The organism is Tigheibacillus halophilus (assembly GCF_042683165.1).
GTDB classification, from domain to species: Bacteria; Bacillota; Bacilli; order Bacillales; family Amphibacillaceae; genus Tigheibacillus; species Tigheibacillus halophilus.
Genome location: NZ_JBHUIZ010000013.1, coordinates 92,182 through 112,029, shown reverse-complemented (window position 1 = coordinate 112,029; position 19,848 = coordinate 92,182). Strand labels below are relative to the sequence as shown.

Here is a 19,848-nt window from a genome sequence, read left to right as displayed (position 1 = left end):
GCCCTAATTGGTCTCTTTTACTGTTTTCATATAAACCATGCCATTTACATCTTTCCAGATCGGATGATGGTCAGTACAAGTAATAGAAACATGAGGATCGCAATCACTGAACCGATTTCAATAACCGGCAGTTTCCATAAAACTGTTGTCTGCCCGGCAATTGCCGAACCGATAATCAACCCGACCATTAAAATACTGAAGGAGAGCAGAATAATACTGAAAGATATACGATTGCTGATTTTATCCAGCCGTTTTAAGAATGTCTGTAAATCACTGACATGAATATCGAATCGCAACCTGCCTTTTTTGATTGTCGTGGTCATATCCCGAATATTTTTGGGTAACTCCCCCACAATCTCCGCATTCTCTATCAGCTTATCCCAGGCAGTAGCTGCGATGGTTTTCGGGTTATAGCGCTTCTTAAGTATTTTCTTTCCGTATGGCTCAACAGCTTTCATAATACTGAACTCCGGGTCGACCTGATGCATGATATCTTCCAGTGTCAATATAGCCTTTGCCAGCATCGTAATATCATTAGGTATTTTGACACGATGCTTGTAGGCAATCATGAAAATTTCCAAAATCACTTGTCCGAGGCTGTATTGAATGAGTGAAACATCATAATACTTCGCAATCAGATTTTCCAAGTCCTTGTGCAGTGCGTGCATATCCGTATCATCTTCCAATATATCCATATCAGAAAACGTTTTGATGATTCCCTTAGGGCTGCCCCGCTGCAGATGAATCAGCAAAGCAGCAAAATAATGACGCATATCTTCACTCAAGCGTCCCATCATACCGAAATCAATGAGTGATACAACGTTGCCCGGCATGACGAAAATATTACCTGCATGCGGATCAGCATGAAAAAATCCATCATCCAGCACCTGTTGAAACATCGCATCTGCCAGTCGATTGGCAATAAGTTTCAAATCATAGCCCTTCTCTTTCAATAAATCGATTTTACTGATTTTAATACCGGTGATTCGTTCCATTGTCAGGATTTTTTTGGTCGAAAAGTCCCAATATATATGGGGGATATGGACACTATTTTGACGTTTGAATCGCTTGGCGATCCGCTCCGCATTACGCCCCTCCACCATATAATCCAGCTCGTCATGCAAGGAGTCTATAAACTCTCCGATTCGCTCGCGGATGTGGTACGTCTTGGCCCAGCTAATGCGTGCTTCCATCATTCTCGCAATTCCTTGGAGGATTTCCAGGTCCACTTCAATAGAACGCCGGATACCCGGACGCTGGATTTTTATCGCTACCTCTTCCCCGGTAAGTAAATGCGCCGTATGAACCTGGCCAATTGAGGCAGTTGCCAGTGGTTTCTCGGAAAATTCTACAAAAAGATTATTCAGATTGTCATCCAGCTCTTTTTCAATCAAGGCTTTTATTTCTTCGAAAGGGATGGAAACAGCTTCGTCTTGCAGCTTTTCCAGTTCCCTGGCGATTTCAGGAGGAATACTGTCACGGCGTGTGCTGGCAATCTGGCCCAATTTGATAAAAGTAGGACCAAGCTCTTGGAATGTATGACAAAGTTTTTTACCAATATCCTGCATATTCATATTTATCGCAGCATCTGTATGGCGTCCTGAAGACGCACTCCTGGTCAACCCAAGCCGGTAAAGAAAATGACTGAATCCATTTTTTAAAAAAACATTGATAATTTCCTGATAGCGCTTTGTATGCCGCAATCTTTTACCAAGCATTCACTCACCTCCACCTCAACGAACTTGCTATTATGCTTATTATTATAGGACAATCAAAGAGCCGATTGCCATTAAAAACCATTTTACGTGCCCTACCCTTCCGCTTGCCGACAGCCATCAGAGTTCCGTTCCTTATCAGACGAATCGTTTTCACTCGCCACACTGCGCTGAATGCAAAGCAATACATTTCCCAAACATTCAATCATCTCCTGGCCATTCTAATATAGGTGTGTCGTCTCCCGCGAATCGCGATGGAGTAGGCAATAATATTTTCTGGTGCAGCAACTCCCGTATATCCTCCATCTCCAATATGGTGGATATCGGCACCTATCATCTTGTTATACAATGCAATTTGACGGATGGTTTGCTCATCTGCACCTTCCTGACTTGTACCAATTGCCGACATGGCCAGGCATCCATTTTCTTTGATACGTTTTACCCAGCTTCCCGCCAGATTGGCATCCACTCCGGGTACTGTGCCGGGAGATGGGAATAAAATAATGTCAGCCCCTGCGATGGCGAATCCATCAATGACATTTTTGGTGAGAATTCCGGCATCCCCTTCCCCCGCAATACCTGATCCATGCATTTTTCCTGCTATAATCAAACAATCATCACCAAGAATACGTTTACCAGTTTTTATCGCCTCGCCAATTTTCTCATTCGTTACACCTGATTGCGGATTGCCGGTTAGGCAAACAAAATCCAATCCAGCCTGCTTCACCGCATGAAAAGTATCATCGGTTGCCAGACGCCCTTTCTCTACTTGAGCCAAGTCCTCCACTGCATCTGCATGATCATCCACCGGCTCCAAATTGACACCGAGTGGCCGACCAAGCATATGCTTGAATTCCTGCAGTCTATGAAATTCGTGTTCAGATTCCCACCCTAAAATGCGGGGGTGGAAAAGATCGATATGATTCAGCAATACTAAATCTGCTCCAAAGGCAACAGTCAATTCCGCATTACTTACTTCACCAAAAAGCGGCGCGGTTGTAGGAATCACTTCGGATAAAACAACTCTGCCTTCCGAAGCAGCAATCGCTTGTTTCAATTGTTTACCGTCCATCTTATCAAAATCGGATGCAGTGCAAGATAAGAGTCTTTTCATCTGTAGATACCTCCAAAAAATAAGTAGTGAACCAGGGTTCGCTTGTAACTGCATGTTTCCATTTCCCGAACCCGATTCCCTTTTTTATTCATCATGTTTGCCTTTCATTGGCAGCAAATTTTAAATGCCTGTTCATTTTCATTCCACCTTCACATTTTCATCATACCATCTGCACAATCAGATTTCAGGATATTTCCGCCATCTTTCCAAGTGTCACTGATCACTATGAGGCATCATGCAATTCTCTTTGAAAATAAGTGAAGTGTAAGTAAAGAATGACAATAACACCCTCCATTATCAAATTATTTTGTTCCTTCCTTGCAAAATCCTTACAAACTGGTAAAATAGCGAAACAAGTATCCATAAGATACTGATGATTACAGAGGAGCTGAGAAGAGAAATGACACAAGAGCAGAGCATAGTTGCTAAAGGGTTTTACGGTGAATTTGGCGGGAGTTTCGTACCCGATGATTTACAAGAAGTCTTGACATCATTAGCCGAAACGTTTGAATTATATAAGAATGATTCGAATTTCCAGGAGGAGTTCCGCTATTACCTCCAAGAATATGTCGGCCGCGAAAATCCGTTGACGTATGCCAAGAACCTTACTAAAAAGGTCGGCGGTGCGAAGATTTACTTAAAAAGAGAAGATTTAAATCACACAGGTGCCCATAAAATCAATAATGCTATCGGTCAAATCCTACTTGCCAGGCGAATGGGAGCCACACGTATCATCGCTGAAACTGGGGCTGGCCAGCATGGCGTTGCGACTGCTACAGCATGTGCCATGTTTAACATTCCTTGCACAGTTTATATGGGAAAAGTCGATACAGAAAGACAAGCTTTGAATGTATTTCGCATGGAATTGCTTGGAGCGGAAGTCATCCCGGTCGAGACCGGACAAGGCAGACTGAAGGACGCTGTCGATGCTGCTTTAGCTGATTTGATGGAAAACCATAGAAACACATTTTATTTGCTTGGGTCGGCGGTGGGGCCCTACCCGTATCCCGAAATAGTGAAATATTTCCAGTCAATTATCAGTGAAGAATCGAAGCACCAGATTTTGAAAAAAGAAGGAAAATTGCCAAACGCTGTCGTTGCATGTGTTGGGGGCGGAAGTAATGCAATTGGTGCGTTTGCTCATTATCTCAATGAGCCTGCTGTAAGGCTGATCGGTGCTGAACCAGCAGAAGCAGCCTCAATGACAGAAGGTACCCCTGCAGTGCTCCACGGGTTCAAATGTCTCACGCTATTGGATGAAAATGGCGACCCGAAGCCGACGTACTCCATTGCGGCAGGCTTGGACTATCCGGGGGCAGGACCGGAACATAGTTACTTGAAAACAACAGAACGCGCAGAATACGTGACAGTGACCGGTGAAGAAGCGCTGGAAGCATTCCAGCTGCTGTCTAAAACGGAAGGCATCATTCCAGCCTTGGAAAGCTCGCATGCAGTTGCTGGGGCTATCAAGCTTGCAAAAACGCTTGCGCCAGACGATGCCATTATCGTCAACCTATCTGGCAGAGGCGACAAGGATGTCAGTCAAGTATTCGAGATGTTGAAAAAGAAGGCTTTTTAGGATCTACGCGATGCTATAGAGAATACATGAGGATGAACCCGGTCATCCATGATAGGTGCCCGGGGTTTTTGGGCAAGATTGTCTAAGTACTTTTCGATAAACTGATTTTCTTTTGCTGCAACCAATGCTACAATGAAGTGATAAAGCGTTTGCAAAACAATAGAACCTACACCTACTTTTTTCTATTCCAATCAAAAGGAGCGGTTGCCTGTGCAAAAGATGACTTCGTCTATTCAAACAATCATTTCTGAAGCCGGAGGTACATGGGGGGTTGTTCTGAAAGACTTACAATCTGGCGATACGTGGGAGAATGAAGCGGAGTTGTCCTTCTACCCGGCCAGTATGATCAAACTTCCGGTGATGGCTGCCATCTTTTCAAGATTTGAAGATGAGGCAATTGACCCCGAGGACACCATTGCACTGCAGCAGGATGATATAGTTGGCGGTTCCGGCGTATTGCAGTATATGTCTCCTGGCACCGAAATCACTATTTCCGATCTGGTCATGCTGATGATCATTCAAAGTGACAACACTGCCACAAATATCCTGATCGACCTTGCCGGGATGGAACTGATAAATGAATTGATCGAGGAAATAGGTATGCACCAATCCAAAATCCATCACAAATTGATGTCTGATGTTATTGGTAGAAAGGCGGAAAACGTAACCACCGCAAAGGATATATCAATCTTTTTAGAGCAACTCTATGAAGGCCGCATCGTTTCTAATGAAGCATCTGCCCACATGATTGAAATAATGAAAAAACAACAAATCAGAGACTCCTTGCCTGGCAAACTGCAATATCGTTACCCGGAAGAAACGATCGACTGGCAGCTTGCCCATAAGACAGGCTGGGTCCCTGGTTACCGGCATGATGCCGGAATATTTTATGTGCAAAACCGCTCCTTTATCGCAGCTGTTTTTTCAAAAGGGAGCGATGATTTCACATCAATGACCGCTTTATCTGCTATTGGCCTGGAGATATTCGAACATTTGAATCATCGTTAATCTAAGAAGAGGGTGGGACAGAACTATCCAAAAACAGCTATAAAGTGCCATTTCACATCTAGTTGATTGGAGCGAAAGGCGGCTGACTCCTTGAAAAAGAAATTCGCTTTTTTGCGTGCGATGTGAATGCTGCCGAAGCGTTCCTTGTCCTGCGGGAACAATGGTTTTCGATGGGAAGCGTAATCGCAGTCCCAGCACGAGTCTGAAGACCCCGCAGGAAGTGAATTTCTTAGAAAGTACATGAGGGAAGGCAAGCTGCATACGGCCTTTGCGCCAACGCCTGCACACCCCTTGTCGGGGCGCCTGGCGTGCAAATCAACGAAATTACTAAGCCAGATAAAAAAAGTTGGGCGGTTCCATGTCAAGATGGTACCGTCCAACTTTTTTACATTTCCCAGGGTTTTGTCTCACCCTCTTTCCAGTTTATACAATGTCATGATTAAAATATGGCATATAAAACGACGGCTAAAAACAGGACTGCTGTCGGTACAGCTACACTTAGCGCGAATATCGGATTATAAGCTCGCTTATGTGATTCTCCGCAAATCGCCCGGACTGTCGTAACAACATAGCCATTATGCGGAAGCGAGTCAATGCCGCCCGATGCGAGAGAAGAGATCCTGTGCATAGCCCCAGGGTCCACGCCCTGGCTTAAATAAATCGGTGCTAAAATTGGCAACGCAATTCCCAACCCTCCTGAGGCTGATCCTGTAATACCACAAACAAGCGTTACCCCTATCGCCAATCCTAACAATGGCGGACCCGGAATGTTTACTAATGCATTCACTATATTATCAAAGGCAGACGCTTGTGCTGCGACACTCCCGAAACCAACTACGGCACAAGTATTGGCGATAGCCACCAGTGAATTTTGTGCGCCCTTGGCAAGCGTCTCCCAAAAAACTTTTAAATACTTGAACAACAGCAAACATATAGCAAGAATACCCAAAGATAAAGCAACTAATAGTGCTGCTGTCGGTTTCATGTAATTGGACAGAACGTTTAAACATACAATTACAATAACCAAAGGTATGACAGACAGAACAATGTTAGGCAAATTGCTCTGTCCGGTTACCCCCGGCTCCCCTTGTTTTTCCGCGGCCACTGCAGAAGCTGTTTCATGCTCAGCTTTTGAAACATATGGCAGCGAAAAGGTTTCCCCCTTTTCTACCGCTTTACGTACCATCCGCCCAAGCCACAGACCGCCAACAACCATAATCAAAAGTGCGCTGAATACACCAATTATCCCTCCTGCTGTCGGTTTGGTCCCAAAAAATTCTGTCGGTATGATATTTTGGATTTCCGGTGATCCCGGAGAAGTCATTGTAAAGGAAATTGAGCCGAACACAAGTGCAGCCGGAATGAAACGGTGTGGCAGATTTGCTGCCCTGAATAATGATACAGCAATCGGATAGACAGCGAAGCCGACAACGAACATGCTGACCCCGCCATATGTCATAATGGCCGAAGCTGCTACTACAGCAAACACCGCCCGCTTAGTACCTAATTTGTGTTTAATCCAATTGGCAATACTCTCTGCAGACTTGGTTTCCTGCATGAAATTCCCAAATATCGCTCCAAGCAGGAAAACAAGAAACCATGAAGCAAAATAACCGGTAAATCCTGTCATATAATTTTCCATCAATGCCGTACCAAGATTCAAGCCGCTTGTAACAGCAATGACTACTGAACTGATCAATGCTGCGATGATAATATTGATCCCTCTCATTGTTAAGAAAATCAGCAGCACCAGTGAGACTAGCAAACCAAGCAGTCCGATGACATTCATGAATCCTTCCCCCTTGTACCCTGCAATTATTTTATTTTACTTTCAGAGGTATAAGCATAGTCATAGCAAACACGATAAAGTTCCTCGATTTCTTCATGGGCCGGGACTCTTGGATTGTTTGCAGGGCTGCCGCTTGCAACCGCATCTTTCGCCATTTTGCCAATGGCATTCTCGAATTCCGTTCTGTCAATTCCCCATTCACGCAAATTTGGAATTTCTAATTTCATACAAAGCTCATTTACTGAGGAAACTGCCAGTCCAGCAGCTTCTTCATTGGCCATTTCCCGTTCATTCCTGGAAAAGATATTTCCCAGATCTGCCAATCTTTCAATTGCAGTTTCCTTGCTGAAATCCAGTACAGCCGGTAAAAGCATGGCATTCGAGTAGCCATGCGGGACGTGAAATAAGGCACCAATCGGGCGGGACATACCATGAACAAGACAGACGGAAGCATTTGAAAAAGCGATTCCTGCCTGTAAAGACCCCAAAGCCATTGCTTCTCTGGCAGCTATGTCCGCTCCATCTGCAAAAGCCGGAATGATATTTTCTGTTATCCTCTTCATCGCAGAAAGTGCCATCATATCCGTTAACGGGTGTGCAAGTTTGGAAATGTAAGCTTCAATTGCATGGCTCAATGCATCTACCCCTGTAGCTGCAGTTACATGCTGCGGCGAAGACATCGAAAGCAATGGATCCACCATTGCTACGGCTGGCATAAAAGCCGGCTGTTTGATCATCATTTTCACGTCATTGACGGTATTCGTGATCACTGTCGCATCCGTGGCCTCTGAGCCAGTCCCCGCAGTAGTTGGAATAGCTATATGTGCAATCGGTTCAGTCTCAGCTAATTTATTTCCTCCCATATAGTCACCGATATAGCCACCATTAGTTGCAAGTACGGAAACTGCCTTAGCGGTGTCAATGCAGCTGCCTCCCCCAATTGAAATAATCACATCACATTTTTCCTGTCTAAACAATGCCAATGCCTCCGCAACATATACATCCGTAGGTTCAGAAACGACGCCAAGGTATACAACATGGGACAGCCTCTCGTTTGTTAAATATTTTTGGAGAACGCTTACATTCCCTAGTTTGTTCATTACTCCGTCACTGATGATAAGTGCTCTTTTCCCTCTGAGCGCTGCCTCCACCCCTACTTCTTCAAAAGCCCTTGAGCCATAATGAATCGTTTTCGGCATACGTAAAACAGCATGTCCTTTCATTATATCCACCCCTTTATATTTACCTATGTATATTGCAAAAAGCATGCCAATATGAAAGAGGGATATGTCCGATTTCCACATACCGTAAAGTGGATAAAACAGATCAGGTTGTACAGAAAATGCAGACACCGATTAGACAGTGTATTTTACACTTGACAGGCAACATTAAAAACGCGGCATACGCCAAGATGATAGCGAATGCCGTTGCAGTAAATAATTTTCCTGCAAAAACTGAGAAACGAAAAAACAAGGTGTTTCACAGCTTTTGCTTACAAAGTAAAAAACTTTACAACCATTAACATTTAGGCAAATATTGTCAATCCGGGAAGTTCTGTCCATTCTCAAACAGCCTGGTAACCTGATGATAAATAGCTAATAATTCATATAGAATGATTAGCTCAGGCGGGAATTGAGTTGGATAGTTTTCATAGCCCCTCGTGATTTCTTCATTATCCTCCCAAAAAAGTTTTGTCAGCCTTTCCAACTGTGTTTGGTGCCTGGCAGCATGATAGCTGTCAGGGTTAGCAATGCTTACTGCCAATCCTTCTGCTGCCTTCAATACAATCCGGCGTTCTTGTTCGTTCCAGGAGAGCTTCCGTATTGGTGTGTTAACTAGATTCTCCAGATGGTAGTGAATAAGACGCAAATGGTGCAATCGTTTCTCCACATCTGTAAACACAGTCTTTTTCGTACCAAGTAAAGGATGAAAGCGCACTTCATCTTTTTCAAATTGGATCAATGTTTCTGTCTGTCTCAGTTTTTGATTCAGATTTTCTATATCCTGTATGTCTACTTGCACATTCTCACCTTGTCGTAATATGTATTGAAAAACATGTGAGATGGTATTAGCAGTGCTTTTACAATTTTTATCCGCTTGCTGGGAGATTTCTTTCATATAATCAGGTGGCAGGATAAACATATTCACCATAGTTGATACAAGCAAACCAGTTGTTGTCGTTCCAAGACGGATCAAAAAAGCAAGGAAATAATTGCTATGAATGACTTCCACCATAGCAACAGCCGTCAATGTGGCAACGAGCAGTCCAGCATGCAGCTTCAGTTTGAAGCAGGTTGCAATAGTAAGCACAGCAGCCAGCATGTATGTTAGCGGTGTACTGCCGAACAAAGAGATAAAAATGACCGCATAAGCTGACCCGATAGCAGATGCCGGAAAACGGATGATTCCCTTTTTGATCGAATCCGCAGCAGTTGGCTCAATTGTAACAATCGCCGTAATAACTGCAAATACAGGCGGCCAATGCAATAATTCGCAAATCCAAGCGGTCAGAAAAACCGCGATTCCCGTTTTGATTACCCGACTGCCAACGATATGTACCCGTTGCACTTTAAACGCCTCCATCACATCAACTATTCTTTATTTTTCCACTCTTAACATCTATTTGCAACCGAAATCTGTTCCTTCGTCCTCATGAAAAAAGGCGTCGTATATGCGACGCACTTTCGGATAACTGACTTTTTTTGGATACCTTACTTGCTTTCTCCTTCTGTTTGTTTTGCATCAAACGTCCACTTCAGCTGTAAAGTAGCATCTTGAAAGGCATTTTGGTCTTCTTCATTATCGACAAACTCAAATTGTACGTAGAGATTATTGATTTCTCCGGCTGCTAATCCATCTTCTGTCTTAAAAATTTTACTCGAATAACCCTGAACCGTATCCGGACTAGCATTTTTCAAGTTATACAATGTCTCATGATAGATCACATTATCATTAAAACCTGTTTCTTTATCAAAATTTTTCAGGAAATTGACTTGTATGTGTTTGCCAATATCTTCATCGCCTTTGACCCCTGACTGCGTATAATCAGTCAATAACAGTACTTTAGACATATCCAGTGATCCAATATTTTCCAGTTTAAATGTACGGTCCATCCAATCGCCTGGTTTCAAATTATCTATTTCAATAATTACCGGTTTATCCAATACTACATCCAACGTCCCTGCAGCTAACGTATTATTGGATGTTTCTGCAGAACTAAAATATGCAAAAGTCCCTCCCCCAATTAATGAAACTCCCAATACTGCAGCAGCAATGCTTGTCCCTAACTTTTTCTTCAACCCCATCTCATATCCCCCAATGTTTATGTTCACTTTTTTATTCCTCACCACACTTCTTCTATATCCCCCTTTCAATTGCTGACCTTTCTGGCCTGCTGTTCTATTCATTCTTATCTAAAGTTCATATTCAAAGTATGTTCTCAATGAAGAACAACATCACCATAACACGGTTCTTGTCCTTCGTCAATCATATTTATTGCAATCGCCAATTTCAGCTGGAGGAAGCTTAGAATTTTATAAAAAAACAGCCGCCAAACAGCTTTATTGCTGCAGCGACTGGCAGTTCATCTTTTTTCAATGATCAATTTAGACTTGAAAACAGTTTTATTTGTGTCGAGGTTGAACCCTTCGATATAGAGTTTGCTCTGCTCTGATGCCGAAGTGTCTGTTTGAAGTACTATGGTTTCATCTGGTAAAGCTTCATTCGTAAAATGTACTTCAATGGATTGGATGCGATAATTTCGATGCTCTGAAACGGAAAAACAGTCCAAAATATAATCTACATATTTTGAATTATTCAGATGGCCATTAAAGTCGATATCACTGTAACCGATCATTTTCCGATAAGATTCATCGAGAGGACCTTCCGCTTTCAATTTCTTCAGTTTTTCATCAATCGCTCTTTCCTTCAAGCTAGCTGGGTATTGTATTGGAACGGTCCCTTTTCTTGAGATTTTTCGTTGCCGAAGATCCATTAACACCCAAGAGGAAATTGCCCTGATCATAACCTCGCCTTGTTGGTTTCTGACGATATAATCTCTTCCATAATCTATTTTCCCCGGTTCAAGCGGCCATGTTTCAATCGAAATAGTGTCGCCGACTTTCGGATTTTTGAGGAGATCCACTCGTATTTTCATCAGTACCCATGCCACGCCATATTCTCTGTCCAGACTTTCGATGCCAAAACCTAATTTTTCCGAGGCTTCACTTGCAACATCCTGAAAGCAGCTGAAAAGCGTACTCAGTTTCAATTCTTTGTTTAAATCAATGTCTCCCCAATCCACATGATATTCTTTTTTGTGCAAGATATCGGATTTCAATTGACTCACTCCTATTCATTACCAAATTCATTTTAACACATATATCCGTCATGCCTTCAACCGATGTTTACAGTCAGAAAAAAGAGGATATGAGAAACGTACTGGAGGAGATAGCAATGACAGAACAAAATTCGAGATCTGCAATTTGGAAAACAGCGCCTGATAAGAAAACAGAAAGAAAACTTAATAAGCAAGAGGACCAGAAGTTCAATGATGATTTTCCTGTGGAAGAGTTGAATATAGCGATGAAACAAGAGAAAAACAAAACGAAGTCGCAAGAAGACTCGTCTACTGATAGGGACCCGAAGCACGAAAAGAATTAAAAACAGACTGACACTGCACCCTGCAGCAGGACGATTATTTCAAGAAAAATGCCGGTAACCAGGATAAGGAAAAAGCTGCCCGGTACCGGCTTGAGTTTTACGCATAAATATAAAATAAATATTCTTGCCCGTTCTTCACTGGATCCTTCGCAAATGTATATCCATGCTTGACGGCTTCTTCAGGCACGTTGCGAAAAGAAGACGGGCAGTCCGTAATTACTTGCAGTAACTCTCCCTCCCGCATCCCTTCCAGTGCTTCTAACGTATACATGACTGGATATGGACAGGATTCACCCCGCAAATCCAACGTGAAATCGGCTTTTTTCATCTCTTTAGCCTGCATGTCGCTTCACTCCTTTTTCCATTGTCATTTTATGGTGATAGTGCTTTTCCCATGCCACAGTCAGCGCGTATAACACAGCAAGCATGATCAATGTGGCAATAATCGCGCCAATTGGTCCGATAGATTCAAGCAGGTTGAATTTCGCACCACTTTTGACTAGTACATGATATATTCCCAAGTGATCCCAAGCGAAAGCCAGGAACGTCGCACCAATTATATTTCCGGCAAAGACAGATATATACAGTACCTGTCCTTCCATGAGACGGTACATCATCCCTGTTTCACAGCTGGAAGCCATGACGATCCCCAGGCCGAATAAAATTCCACCGAGCAATGTACTTGGTGCGGCAATTTGTGTAATCGGCACCATCCCGTAAACGCCTATAACAATCACAGTGATCGCTGAGCTTATTGCCATGCCGGCAATAATCGCCTTCGCCATCACGCTTCGTCCAACCAGCCACAAATCACGAAAAGCAGATGTGAAACAAATTTGACCGCGTTCAATCAATATTCCGAAGAAAGCACCGAACAGTGCCCCTAGTCCCAGCAGCGTTTTTCCTGTAGTAAAGAAATAGATGATCAAAGCAGCATATGCAATGGCAATAGCTCCGCCAACATAAGGCTGGATGACATATTTCTTCATTTTTGACGGGGCACTTGATCCACGACTAAGTGCCGGCTTACCTTTCCACCAGGGCGTTTTTGTCACTTTTGCACCAAGGTATGTGCCAATCCCTGTAGCTACGATGAAAATCCATGAGTGGATGGAAAACTGCGGCACACCTGTGAAAAATGCAGCCAAATTGCAACCCAGCGCAAGTCTTGCCCCAAACCCGGCGATAATACCACCGACAAGCCCCTGTACGTAACGACGCTTCTGGCGTGGAAAACGGATTTTAAAATTATTGCTCAGCAACACCATGACCAGTGCACCAATAAACATCCCCCAAACAATCCAGCCATCCGGTCGTGTCCAGGTAGTACCCTTCATATGCACCATATCAAAGTAAGTCCAGCTTGAAATGTCAACGCCAAACCATTGCAGTACATGTCCGCCAAGTCTGGTAAACTCCCCTGTCACTGCCCAAACCGTAGAGGTGAGTCCAAAATACACTGCACTTAAAATGCCGGCAAGCAGCAATGCGACATAGGGGCTCCAATAACGTTGAAAGACAGATTGCACTATTGCTTTCATATAAAAAGACTCCTCATATAGTTAATTAGTTAACTTATATATTTTACCAGATTGTCATGGTTTTTCAATATTTTTTACGTTCGTCTTGGTCGGGTTGCATGCACATGCCATCATAGAGAAATATGTATTGCATTTACAATTACGCGGTGCTGGCATTTCCGCTATTACACATGGTTGATCAGCCTGAAACCAATTCAATCATCTTCCCCCTCATGGGATTGAAAATCTGCACTTCCTCTGTCCGATGAACTGCTTGCAGTTTTGATTAACGCTTACACGATTTGGTCGAATGATCGCTTTTCACAGTCTTCATCACTTTCGTGTCCCTTCCTTCCCCAATAATTACGATATGGGCCATGTCTAAAAATAAGCCTGTTTCTACGACACCGACAACGCCATGTAATGACCGATTTAAATCATGGGGATTTTCCAGTAATCCAAAATCACAATCATAAATATAATTACCATTATCGGAAATGAATGGTTGGCCATTTCCCTGCCTTCGCAGACTAGTTTTAGCCCCAAGTGCTTGAATATAGCCGGCTGTTATCTCATGTCCAAATGGAAGAATTTCGACAGGAAGCGGAAAGCTTCCAAGCTTATCTACCATTTTTGAACTGCCTGCAATGACAATAAACCTTTTTGCATAAAAACCCACTATTTTTTCACGCACTAAGCAGCCGCCCCCGCCCTTGATCAATCGACATTCGGGGTCAATCTCATCAGCACCATCAATTGCTATATCTATTTCCACACCATCAGTAAGATCTGTCAGTGGAATTCCGAACTCTTTTGCCCACGCTGAAGTTTGTGTAGAAGTCGATACACCTTTGATGTCCAGCCCTTGCCTGACCTGTCTGCCAAGTTTCTGCAACATATAATATACAGTGCTTCCTGAACCTAATCCAACCGTCATTCCGGATTTGATGTAATCCACTGCTTTCTCTCCTGCTGCTTTTTTTGATTGATTCATTTTATGCGCACCTCTTTTTTATAGATATGTTTCATTGAAAGGTATCATTAATTATTTAATCTTATTGTAGCATAGATCAAGACGTGTACCGCGCTGCCGTCAGCTGCTCAATATATTGTTGGCTTTATGCTGCTGCACTCTGTTCCTTTATTAAGAAGGGTGCCCTATGTTATAACAATGAAACAAACGAGTCAAACCACTGCCATGCTATCAATCATACCGAAGTGGCTAGCACTAAAAAGACAGGCCCCTTCTCGCAAATGAACGAGAAAGTCCCTGCCTTGTGTACATAATGTTTCAAGCTGCTTTTTGTGCTGACGTACGATTGTATAACCATAAACCCGATACACCGAGCACTAAACATACTGCCCCGACGGTAAATACACCGAAGGGCGTTTCTGAAAACAATCCGGATACGAACGCTCCTGCGACAACGCCCAGTGAGAAAAAACCATAAAACAGACCATATGCTTTGCCGCGTTCTGAAGCATCTGCATTGCTTGCCACCAAAGCCGTCATCGAAGGGAATATCAGCGCAAAACCAACACCATAAAAACACATGATCACATACAATAACCCTTGCATGGTGGCAAACTCCAGCATGATCAATGCCATACTAAGAATCAGCAATCCTGCCATCATGGTCAAGGCAAATGAAAAACGATCATACAGCCGATTCGTCGGCAAAATAAAGATTAGCGTACTAGTAATCGCAAATGTACTCATCAATATGCCGCTTAAACTGCTGTCGAATCCAAGCCCCTCAACTCGAAGTGGCAAGGCGTAAGCGATAATGCCTTGGGAGAACATTAAAGAAAATGCGCCCACATAACTTAACACCAAGCCCGGACGTCTACATAATTCCCATATTACCCCTTTGGCGGCAGTTGATTGCTTTTTCTCTGCCACAACTTTCTTTTCCGGTAAAATGAAAAAAGCAAAAACCGCCGTGACAATCATTAAAATACCAATGGAAGTAAACACATATCCCGGACCGAATTTAGAGCTGATAATACCACCGTAAGCCGGACCGATAATCGATGCCAACCCGACGCCTGCACCTGATAGTGCCATGACTTTCCCCTTTTTCTCACCTGAGTCATTGTTGGCTAAATATGTGAATGCTGCCGGTACAAGCAGCCCGCCCGTTAAACCGTGGAAAAAGCGGACAATAAGCAATTGCCCCGGTGTCGACACATAGGCATACATAATCAAAACAATGCCAGTCAGAACCAAACCAATGCTTAAAATACCTTTTACACCTTTTCTATCGATATAATAGCCGGAAATCATGTTTCCTGCTATATTTGTAAAGGAATACATACCAATAATAATTCCAATCAATATCGCAGAAGCCCCCAGCCCCTGTGCAAAGGGGCTCATGATCGGCAACTGGGAAAACGTGTCAACAAAAGTGACTATAATTAGAAAATAAATGAAATAAACCATCGTACACCTCTTTCATGTCATCTGGATTACAGCTTCCTGTCACATGAGTGCTGTGTTCTACAAAGCTGTCTGTATTGCTAATCAAGCTGTTTCAGCGGTCTTCCTTTTCACTTGCATTGCCATTTCATAATATAATACTTTATTTCCAATGATGTAATCGTATCCTCCCATTTTGCTATGTGCTTTAGTGAACCAGTCACTTCTTAACCAGCCTTGAAAGTCCTCCTTCGAATCCCAAGTCGTATGCACATGCACTTCATCATGGCCTGGGATACGCTCTGCGATTAATAATTCAAAACGGATAAATCCTGGGTATTCCTCAATTCCTTTTCTTGTTTCAAATAACGCTATCAATTCATTGGCATACCCTTTTTTCACTGAAATAACATTTGTCACAACATACATGCTGCTCTCCCCTTTGTATATATTATTTGTCACGCATTGTTATCTTTTTTTCAATTTAGCATGAACGACGAGACGCCCCTTATCAGGATCAACACCGTAGTCACAAGTCGATAAGGTGATAATACTATCTTCTGCAGTCACTTCCGTGTCTGAATGAAAAAGTGATTTTTTCTCAATCTCATCAATATAATTTTGAAATGACGCTTCATTATCAAAGTCTGTTTCGATGTAATAAAAATCTGTGGACGTTTGATAAACGGAAAATATCTCCGCATCATAGCTATCATATAATGTATCCAAGTAAATTTCATGGTTTCGCTTGAAAAAGTCATCATTCAGCCACTTTTTCAGTTGCCCGAACATCGAGCCATCCTTCATGCGATGACCATATACAATCCAATTGCGGTTTGTTTCGCTTATGTCATTACGATAATCCAGAAAAATGCTGCCGGCAATAGAATCTTGCTTTTTATAATTTCGGTATAAATAGAAGGTATTGTCATCTGCTTGCAAGATGGGATAATTAATCATTGTTCCTTCCATTTCGATCCAGCCGACAATATCCGTGTTCAATTGTTGTAGTGGATCAAATGATGCCCTTTTTTCCTGCTTGGCCGTTTTCGTCTGGGCAATCGATGCTTCTGCAGGGGAAGGATGTTGTTTCTTATTCATTTGCTTGGCTTTGTCATAGACTTCTTGCGCTTCTGCCAATATCTGCCGGTTGTGATAATATTGCCATAAAGTGCTGCCAACATGGTAAGAAGCATATAGAAATACGGCGATACTTATGATGGTCAGTAATCGTTGTATGATACTGTTTTTTTTCTTATACTTTCTCATGCTGCTGCACCTCATGTCTGCCATTTGACAGGGTTCCTGTTGGCAACATGTACAATCCATGTGCAGTATCTTGTTTGATTGTCGCTTGAATATGATAAACTTCCTCCAGCATCGATGATGTGATTACCGATGCCGGTGTACCTTCATAGGCAACAACTCCTTTTTGCATTACCATCAGATAATCACTGTACTGAATGGCTTGATTGATATCATGTAATACCATGACTATCGTTAGACCAAACGTTTTGTTCAATTTCGCCAACAGGTTTAAAATATCGTATTGATAGTACAAATCCAAAAACGTCGTCGGTTCATCCAAAAATAGATATGGTGTATCCTGAGCCAATGCCATCGCGATCCAAGCGCGTTGTTTTTCTCCACCGGATAATGTAGAAATAGGCAAATTGCGTTTTTCTGTCAAATTGGTACATGCCAAAGCCCAGATAATTTTTTTTTCATCTTTTATTTGCTGATTTTTTAACACCGTACGATATGGCAGACGGCCATAAGCAACGAGCTTTTCAACCGTTAAATCTCCCGGTCCCTGATTATACTGGTGCACTACTGCGACATGTTGCGCATAACGCTTATAAGAATACTGCATGATATTTTTGCAGTGTAGTAAAATTTGGCCAGCCCCAACACGCTCATTTTTTGCTAATAAGCTAAGCAAGGTTGATTTTCCGCTTCCATTTGGTCCAATGATGGTCGTAATTTTCCCTGCTTGAATAGTCGTGCTAATATGTTTGATTTGATCATTTTTACGGTCGTAGGAAAAACTGACATCTTTAATTTCCAGCAACTTGCTCACTCCTTCTTAGCATAATGATGAGAAATGGACCGCCAATAAATACCATCAACACCGAGGCAGGAATTTCCATTGGTGCAAGCATTGTTCTTCCCAAGGTGTCCGCAAGCAATAATAACCATGCACCGAACAATGCGGAAAACGGTATAAGCAGTTTATAATCCGAACCAACGAGGGCACGCCCGATATGCGGCACAAGTAAGCCGATAAAGGAAATGACACCTGCAACCGATGTAGATACAGATGCTAGAAAAACTGCGATTACGGACACGATAATCCTGGCCAGCGTTACGTTCATTCCCAAATTCATTGCCGTTCTATCCTCCATTGAAAGTAAATTGCACCAAGAGATAACGAAAAAAGATAACAGCAGTCCGATAGCGCCATAAATCACCATCACTTCCACATTTCCCCAGGTCTGTTGTGTAAAGGTAGAAGTTGTAGCCGCGTTAAATTGTACCCCGGTGATGCCACCTAAAAATGGAAGTGATTCATTCAATGCGGTGAAGATGGCATGAACCGCTACACCAACCAAAATCAGGCGCAACGGTCTGTAACCTGACTGCCAAGCCAACGTAGCCACGATGAGCCATGCAATTCCACCACCAATAAAAGAAAAAAGTGGACCAAAGAAAAACACCATCGGAAACAAGCTGATCACCAATGTTTGTAAGAAGTTTGCTCCAGCTGCGATACCGATAATCCCGGCTTCAGCCAGTGGGTTACGCATAACCGCTTGCAATAAAGCCCCCGATACAGATAAACAAGCACCAGCCATCGTTGCGATCAAAATGCGGGGAAAACGCAAATCCTTTATTGCTGCAACATCTTCATTTCCCCCATTTAGCAATCCGGTTGTCAGATCGAATATTCCAATATGCAAGCTGCCAGAACGTAATGCATACACCATTGAGACAAACAGCAATAGGATTACTGCGATAAAGCTGATCATTTTTTTACCCATATTCATTCATCTTTTCCTTTATATAGAAGCTGAAATAAATGCTCTAATGCTTCATCCGCACGTATCGTACCGGTAGTTGGGAACAATATTTCTTCCAAGTCATATACCTTTCCTTCCTTCACCGCGGTAAAATGCTTCCAAATATCATTGTCTTTAAATTCCTTATTAAACATGGCAACTACCTCATCAGGCATCCCATGTGCCAAACGTAAAATGATATCTGGATCCGATTGGTACAGTGCTTCCGAATTGGAAGCCAGAAACTCTTCCTTGCTATCTGATTTCAGGAAACCATTTGCCACATTTTTTCCACCAACACGTTTAACGAGATCTCCTATGTAAGATTTTTCTGTTGCAACAAGGTAACTGCCAGGTATTCCTAATAAAATCAGCACATAAGGTGAGTCTTTTCCGGCTGTTTTTCCTTGGATTTCCTGCAATTTATCCTTAAAACGCTGATTGACCTTAGCAGCCTGCTCTTTGCGGTCATATTTTTCACCGAAGTGAGTGATTTCCTCCATCATCGCTTCCAGACTAGTTAAATCAACAAAATAACTTTGGAACTTCCCTTTATCCAACAATGGTTTGACATCATATTCGAGCGTAGTAAGCGATAGCACTTCCGTAGGTTTTAAGGATTGCATCAATTCCAAATCCGGGTTTTTAGCGTTGCCCAACTCTTTTGCATCTTTGTATCGATTTGGCAATTGTTTGTAGCTGGTTGGTATTCCAACTAAGTCAAGATCCAGTGCATCGAAAATTTCCGCAACCGCTACAGATAATGCGACAATGCGTTGGGGGGATGAATCAGTTTCTTTTTTGGGATTCTCCTTCGCAGCTGGAGCGGTTTCAGAATTCGAAGCGCATCCTGTCATGAATGCAGCCAGGATCATCACACAAAAAGATATTAATATTCTTCTATACTGTTTCATATCCTGCAACTCCCTTACAAAATAAGGAAGTATTCAGATATGCAAACTATTGCATATCTGAATACAAGC

General features: G+C 42.7%; 19 protein-coding genes. 3 read left to right on the top strand and 16 right to left on the bottom strand.

The features are described from left to right. Window positions 1-44 precede the first annotated feature (44 nt). Window positions 45-1,718, bottom strand: coding sequence for an ABC1 kinase family protein (locus ACFSMW_RS13960; RefSeq protein ID WP_390356616.1), 1,674 nt, complete (start codon window positions 1,716-1,718; stop codon window positions 45-47). A 202-nt stretch (window positions 1,719-1,920) separates the two neighbouring features. Further along, window positions 1,921-2,829 carry a DUF7916 family protein gene (locus ACFSMW_RS13955; protein ID WP_390356615.1) on the bottom strand — a complete coding sequence of 303 codons (909 nt, stop codon included), beginning with the start codon at window positions 2,827-2,829 and terminating at the stop codon, window positions 1,921-1,923. Between the two features lie 400 nt (window positions 2,830-3,229). On the opposite strand from ACFSMW_RS13955, the gene trpB reads away from it, so the two are divergent. Together trpB and ACFSMW_RS13945 are read left to right on the top strand one after the other, a co-directional pair. Continuing rightward, complete coding sequence (gene trpB / locus ACFSMW_RS13950) at window positions 3,230-4,408, top strand: tryptophan synthase subunit beta (protein ID WP_390356613.1); 1,179 nt, start codon at window positions 3,230-3,232, stop codon at window positions 4,406-4,408. Window positions 4,409-4,627: 219 nt separating this feature from the next. Beyond that, window positions 4,628-5,416, top strand: a complete 789-nt coding sequence (locus tag ACFSMW_RS13945) for a serine hydrolase (protein ID WP_390356813.1) — start codon at window positions 4,628-4,630, stop codon at window positions 5,414-5,416. A gap of 439 nt (window positions 5,417-5,855) precedes the next feature. Here the strand turns inward: ACFSMW_RS13945 and ACFSMW_RS13940 are convergent, their stop codons facing one another. The 5 genes from ACFSMW_RS13940 to ACFSMW_RS13920 all read right to left on the bottom strand — a co-directional run bounded on the left by ACFSMW_RS13940 (window position 5,856) and on the right by ACFSMW_RS13920 (window position 11,544). After that, on the bottom strand, window positions 5,856-7,205 hold the full coding sequence (locus tag ACFSMW_RS13940; protein ID WP_390356612.1) for a GntP family permease: 1,350 nt from the start codon (window positions 7,203-7,205) through the stop codon (window positions 5,856-5,858). Between the two features lie 26 nt (window positions 7,206-7,231). Next, the gene (locus ACFSMW_RS13935; RefSeq protein ID WP_390356610.1) at window positions 7,232-8,428 is read right to left on the bottom strand and encodes an iron-containing alcohol dehydrogenase; all 1,197 of its coding nucleotides are present in this window, start codon (window positions 8,426-8,428) and stop codon (window positions 7,232-7,234) included. 316 nt (window positions 8,429-8,744) lie between these two features. Further along, on the bottom strand, window positions 8,745-9,773 hold the full coding sequence (locus tag ACFSMW_RS13930; RefSeq protein WP_465331930.1) for an aromatic acid exporter family protein: 1,029 nt from the start codon (window positions 9,771-9,773) through the stop codon (window positions 8,745-8,747). A gap of 143 nt (window positions 9,774-9,916) precedes the next feature. Further along, complete coding sequence (locus ACFSMW_RS13925) at window positions 9,917-10,510, bottom strand: TasA family protein (protein WP_390356607.1); 594 nt, start codon at window positions 10,508-10,510, stop codon at window positions 9,917-9,919. 278 nt (window positions 10,511-10,788) lie between these two features. Continuing rightward, the gene (locus tag ACFSMW_RS13920) at window positions 10,789-11,544 is read right to left on the bottom strand and encodes an acyl-[acyl-carrier-protein] thioesterase (protein WP_390356605.1); all 756 of its coding nucleotides are present in this window, start codon (window positions 11,542-11,544) and stop codon (window positions 10,789-10,791) included. Between the two features lie 116 nt (window positions 11,545-11,660). Between ACFSMW_RS13920 and ACFSMW_RS13915 the strand changes: the two genes are divergently transcribed. Continuing rightward, window positions 11,661-11,867, top strand: coding sequence for a hypothetical protein (locus tag ACFSMW_RS13915; protein WP_390356603.1), 207 nt, complete (start codon window positions 11,661-11,663; stop codon window positions 11,865-11,867). 97 nt (window positions 11,868-11,964) lie between these two features. On the opposite strand, the gene yedF is transcribed toward ACFSMW_RS13915, so the two are convergent. The 9 genes from yedF to isdE form a co-directional block, all read right to left on the bottom strand. Continuing rightward, window positions 11,965-12,210, bottom strand: coding sequence for a sulfurtransferase-like selenium metabolism protein YedF (yedF, locus tag ACFSMW_RS13910; protein WP_390356602.1), 246 nt, complete (start codon window positions 12,208-12,210; stop codon window positions 11,965-11,967). After that, window positions 12,200-13,408 carry a selenium metabolism membrane protein YedE/FdhT gene (gene yedE / locus ACFSMW_RS13905; RefSeq protein ID WP_390356600.1) on the bottom strand — a complete coding sequence of 403 codons (1,209 nt, stop codon included), beginning with the start codon at window positions 13,406-13,408 and terminating at the stop codon, window positions 12,200-12,202. The genes yedF and yedE overlap by 11 nt, the downstream gene beginning before the upstream one ends. Window positions 13,409-13,673: 265 nt before the next feature. After that, window positions 13,674-14,381, bottom strand: coding sequence for a ribose-5-phosphate isomerase RpiA (gene rpiA, locus ACFSMW_RS13900; RefSeq protein WP_390356598.1), 708 nt, complete (start codon window positions 14,379-14,381; stop codon window positions 13,674-13,676). A gap of 297 nt (window positions 14,382-14,678) precedes the next feature. Next, window positions 14,679-15,830 carry an MFS transporter gene (locus ACFSMW_RS13895; protein WP_390356596.1) on the bottom strand — a complete coding sequence of 384 codons (1,152 nt, stop codon included), beginning with the start codon at window positions 15,828-15,830 and terminating at the stop codon, window positions 14,679-14,681. An 81-nt stretch (window positions 15,831-15,911) separates the two neighbouring features. Next, the gene (locus ACFSMW_RS13890) at window positions 15,912-16,235 is read right to left on the bottom strand and encodes an antibiotic biosynthesis monooxygenase (protein WP_390356594.1); all 324 of its coding nucleotides are present in this window, start codon (window positions 16,233-16,235) and stop codon (window positions 15,912-15,914) included. A 39-nt stretch (window positions 16,236-16,274) separates the two neighbouring features. Continuing rightward, complete coding sequence (gene srtB, locus ACFSMW_RS13885) at window positions 16,275-17,090, bottom strand: class B sortase (RefSeq protein WP_417894594.1); 816 nt, start codon at window positions 17,088-17,090, stop codon at window positions 16,275-16,277. Next, window positions 17,062-17,874: an ABC transporter ATP-binding protein gene (locus tag ACFSMW_RS13880; protein WP_390356811.1), complete on the bottom strand. Its 813-nt coding sequence runs from the start codon at window positions 17,872-17,874 to the stop codon at window positions 17,062-17,064. The genes srtB and ACFSMW_RS13880 overlap by 29 nt, the downstream gene beginning before the upstream one ends. Further along, window positions 17,864-18,847 carry a FecCD family ABC transporter permease gene (locus ACFSMW_RS13875; RefSeq protein ID WP_390356590.1) on the bottom strand — a complete coding sequence of 328 codons (984 nt, stop codon included), beginning with the start codon at window positions 18,845-18,847 and terminating at the stop codon, window positions 17,864-17,866. The genes ACFSMW_RS13880 and ACFSMW_RS13875 overlap by 11 nt, the downstream gene beginning before the upstream one ends. A 2-nt stretch (window positions 18,848-18,849) precedes the next feature. After that, window positions 18,850-19,779, bottom strand: a complete 930-nt coding sequence (isdE, locus tag ACFSMW_RS13870; RefSeq protein WP_390356588.1) for a heme ABC transporter substrate-binding protein IsdE — start codon at window positions 19,777-19,779, stop codon at window positions 18,850-18,852. Window positions 19,780-19,848 lie beyond the last annotated feature (69 nt).

What these genes read in the sequence shown, in the direction of transcription:
- ACFSMW_RS13960 (WP_390356616.1), bottom strand. Translation starts at nt 1,718, where the DNA reads ATGCTTGGTAAAAGATTGCGGCATACAAAGCGCTATCAGGAAATTATC.
- ACFSMW_RS13955 (WP_390356615.1), bottom strand. Translation starts at nt 2,829, where the DNA reads ATGAAAAGACTCTTATCTTGCACTGCATCCGATTTTGATAAGATGGAC.
- trpB (WP_390356613.1), top strand. Translation starts at nt 3,230, where the DNA reads ATGACACAAGAGCAGAGCATAGTTGCTAAAGGGTTTTACGGTGAATTT.
- ACFSMW_RS13945 (WP_390356813.1), top strand. Translation starts at nt 4,628, where the DNA reads ATGACTTCGTCTATTCAAACAATCATTTCTGAAGCCGGAGGTACATGG.
- ACFSMW_RS13940 (WP_390356612.1), bottom strand. Translation starts at nt 7,205, where the DNA reads ATGAATGTCATCGGACTGCTTGGTTTGCTAGTCTCACTGGTGCTGCTG.
- ACFSMW_RS13935 (WP_390356610.1), bottom strand. Translation starts at nt 8,428, where the DNA reads ATGAAAGGACATGCTGTTTTACGTATGCCGAAAACGATTCATTATGGC.
- ACFSMW_RS13925 (WP_390356607.1), bottom strand. Translation starts at nt 10,510, where the DNA reads ATGGGGTTGAAGAAAAAGTTAGGGACAAGCATTGCTGCTGCAGTATTG.
- ACFSMW_RS13915 (WP_390356603.1), top strand. Translation starts at nt 11,661, where the DNA reads ATGACAGAACAAAATTCGAGATCTGCAATTTGGAAAACAGCGCCTGAT.
- yedF (WP_390356602.1), bottom strand. Translation starts at nt 12,210, where the DNA reads ATGCAGGCTAAAGAGATGAAAAAAGCCGATTTCACGTTGGATTTGCGG.
- yedE (WP_390356600.1), bottom strand. Translation starts at nt 13,408, where the DNA reads ATGAAAGCAATAGTGCAATCTGTCTTTCAACGTTATTGGAGCCCCTAT.
- rpiA (WP_390356598.1), bottom strand. Translation starts at nt 14,381, where the DNA reads ATGAATCAATCAAAAAAAGCAGCAGGAGAGAAAGCAGTGGATTACATC.
- ACFSMW_RS13895 (WP_390356596.1), bottom strand. Translation starts at nt 15,830, where the DNA reads ATGGTTTATTTCATTTATTTTCTAATTATAGTCACTTTTGTTGACACG.
- ACFSMW_RS13890 (WP_390356594.1), bottom strand. Translation starts at nt 16,235, where the DNA reads ATGTATGTTGTGACAAATGTTATTTCAGTGAAAAAAGGGTATGCCAAT.
- srtB (WP_417894594.1), bottom strand. Translation starts at nt 17,090, where the DNA reads ATGAGGTGCAGCAGCATGAGAAAGTATAAGAAAAAAAACAGTATCATA.
- ACFSMW_RS13875 (WP_390356590.1), bottom strand. Translation starts at nt 18,847, where the DNA reads ATGGGTAAAAAAATGATCAGCTTTATCGCAGTAATCCTATTGCTGTTT.
- isdE (WP_390356588.1), bottom strand. Translation starts at nt 19,779, where the DNA reads ATGAAACAGTATAGAAGAATATTAATATCTTTTTGTGTGATGATCCTG.